At 67.1% G+C, this 2,169-nt stretch carries 3 protein-coding genes; all 3 read left to right on the forward strand.

The features are described 5' to 3' along the window. Window positions 1-562: 562 nt before the first annotated feature. Window positions 563-1,363, forward strand: coding sequence for a bacteriorhodopsin (locus BN903_RS13830; RefSeq protein WP_048078306.1), 801 nt, complete (start codon window positions 563-565; stop codon window positions 1,361-1,363). Window positions 1,364-1,471: 108 nt separating this feature from the next. Further along, entirely contained in the window at window positions 1,472-1,810 is a 339-nt protein-coding gene (gene pth2 / locus BN903_RS13835) for a peptidyl-tRNA hydrolase Pth2 (RefSeq protein ID WP_008581783.1), read from the forward strand. Further along, a partial coding sequence (truD, locus tag BN903_RS13840) for a tRNA pseudouridine(13) synthase TruD (protein WP_048078288.1) occupies window positions 1,811-2,169 on the forward strand: 359 nt, incomplete at its 3' end.

The raw sequence follows: 2,169 nt of genomic DNA on the forward strand, positions 1-2,169 counted from the left end.
CTATCCCCTGTGTGCCTTGCCTCCCACGACTCGTCCTCGACGCGGTGGCGTCGCGGACCGGCGTCGACCTCCGGGACCGGATCGTCGTCGAGGAGTCGGCGTGCGTCTCCGAGTTCGCGGACCGGTTCGACCAGCCCGGCGGGACCGCGCTCGGCCTCGCGCACACGATGTGGCAGACCGGACCGCTCCGCCCGGGACCGCGCGTCCGGGGGACCGATCGGCTCTACTACGTCGGCGGGAGCAGCAACCCCGGGATCGGCGTGCCGATGTGTCTGCTCGGCGGCGAACACTGCGCGGACGCGGTCAAAGCCGACGTCGCCGGGCGGGGCGCTCGACCGCCTCCCGCTGGTCGGACGCTGATCGACGGGGTGTGGGACGTCCGTCCACCTCAGCCTCACAGAATCAAAAACGTTCAAATAATCCGAACTAATATCGGGATCAGTCAAGAAAGCCTTACCAGTCAGGTTAGTACATTTAATAAATCCACCACGTTATACTGAAACGTCGCATGATCGAAACAGCAGCAGCTGACTTACTCGCAAGCGGAACAGTCCCGCTCGAAATGACCCAGACGGAGATATTCGAGGCCATTCAGGCCGACACGCTCTTGGCGTCGTCGCTCTGGATCAACATCGCGCTCGCCGGCCTCTCGATACTCGCGTTCCTCTATATGGGGCGGAACTTGGAGGACCCGCGCGCGCAGCTCATCTTCGTCGCCGCCATGATGGTGCCGCTGGTGTCCATCTCGAGTTACACCGGTCTCGTCTCCGGGCTCACGGTAAGCTTCCTCGAAATGCCGGCCGGACACGCGTTGGCCGGGCAGGAAGTGCTCACCCCGTGGGGTCGGTATCTCACGTGGGCGCTGTCGACGCCGATGATCCTCATCGCGCTCGGACTGCTGGCCGGATCGAACATGACAAAGCTGTTCACGGCCGTCGTGGCCGACATCGGGATGTGCGTCACGGGGCTCGCGGCCGCGCTGACCACCTCCTCCTACCTGCTGCGCTGGGTATGGTACGTCATCAGCTGCGCGTTCTTCGTCGTCGTCCTCTACATCCTGCTCGCCGAGTGGGCCGAGGATGCCGAAATCGCCGGTACCAGTGAGATATTCAACACGCTGAAGATCCTCACCGTCGTCCTCTGGCTCGGCTACCCGATCTTCTGGGCGCTCGGCGCGGAGGGACTCGCGGTGCTCGACGTCGCCGTCACCTCGTGGGCCTACAGCGGGATGGACATCATCGCGAAGTACCTCTTCGCGTTCCTCCTGCTGCGGTGGGTCGTCGACAACGAGCGCACGGTCGCGGACGTGGCCGCCGGACTCGGATCGAGTTCCCGTGGCGGCGCAGCGCCGGCCGACGACTGACGGCGCGGTCACTCTCGCGGACCTTTTTCACTTATTTCGACAGCCACCAGCCCTCGCCACGGCGGCCGAGAGGGAAGCGCTAAACCCGCGGCGGCGGTGGGTAGAGACATGAAACAGGCCATCGTCGCCCGGACGGACATCGGCATGGGCGAAGGGAAACTCGCCGCGCAGGTCGCGCACGCGTCGCTGTCGGCGTACCAGGACGCGGGCCGGCGCGCCCGGAAGAAGTGGCAGGGGGAGGGACAGAAGAAGGTCGTCCTCAAGGGCGACTCCGAGAGCCAGCTGTTCGAGCTGGCCGACAAGGCGGACAAGGAGGGGTTGCCGTACGCGATCGTTCGCGACGCCGGCCACACCCAGCTCGACCCGGGGACCGTCACCGCGCTCGCGGTCGGGCCGGCCCGCGACGACAGCGTCGACCGCGTGACCGGCGACCTCTCGCTGTACTGAATGGCCCCGGAACACACGCTCCGCGAGGCGCACCCGACGGAGCGGGCCGTCGGGATCGAGTACTACGTCAGCGACGCGGACGGGATCGGCGGCCGCCTGCGCGAGTCGCCCGACGACTTCCGGGTCCGAGAGCTGGAGGCGTTCGACGCGGAGCCGCTCGACGCCGACACCGGGAGCTATCCGGAGCTGGTGGTCCGGGCGACGCTCCGCGACTGGGACACGAACGACTTCGCGCGGCGGCTCTCCGACGCGCTCGGGGTCAGCCGCGAGCGCGTCTCGTGGGCCGGGACGAAGGACAAGCGAGCGGTCACCACGCAGCTGTTCACGGTCCGCGGGGCCGACCCCGACGACCTCCCCGA

The sequence above is a fragment of the Halorubrum sp. AJ67 genome (genome assembly GCF_000513435.1).

What these genes read in the sequence shown, in the direction of transcription:
- BN903_RS13830 (WP_048078306.1), top strand. Translation starts at nt 563, where the DNA reads ATGACCCAGACGGAGATATTCGAGGCCATTCAGGCCGACACGCTCTTG.
- pth2 (WP_008581783.1), top strand. Translation starts at nt 1,472, where the DNA reads ATGAAACAGGCCATCGTCGCCCGGACGGACATCGGCATGGGCGAAGGG.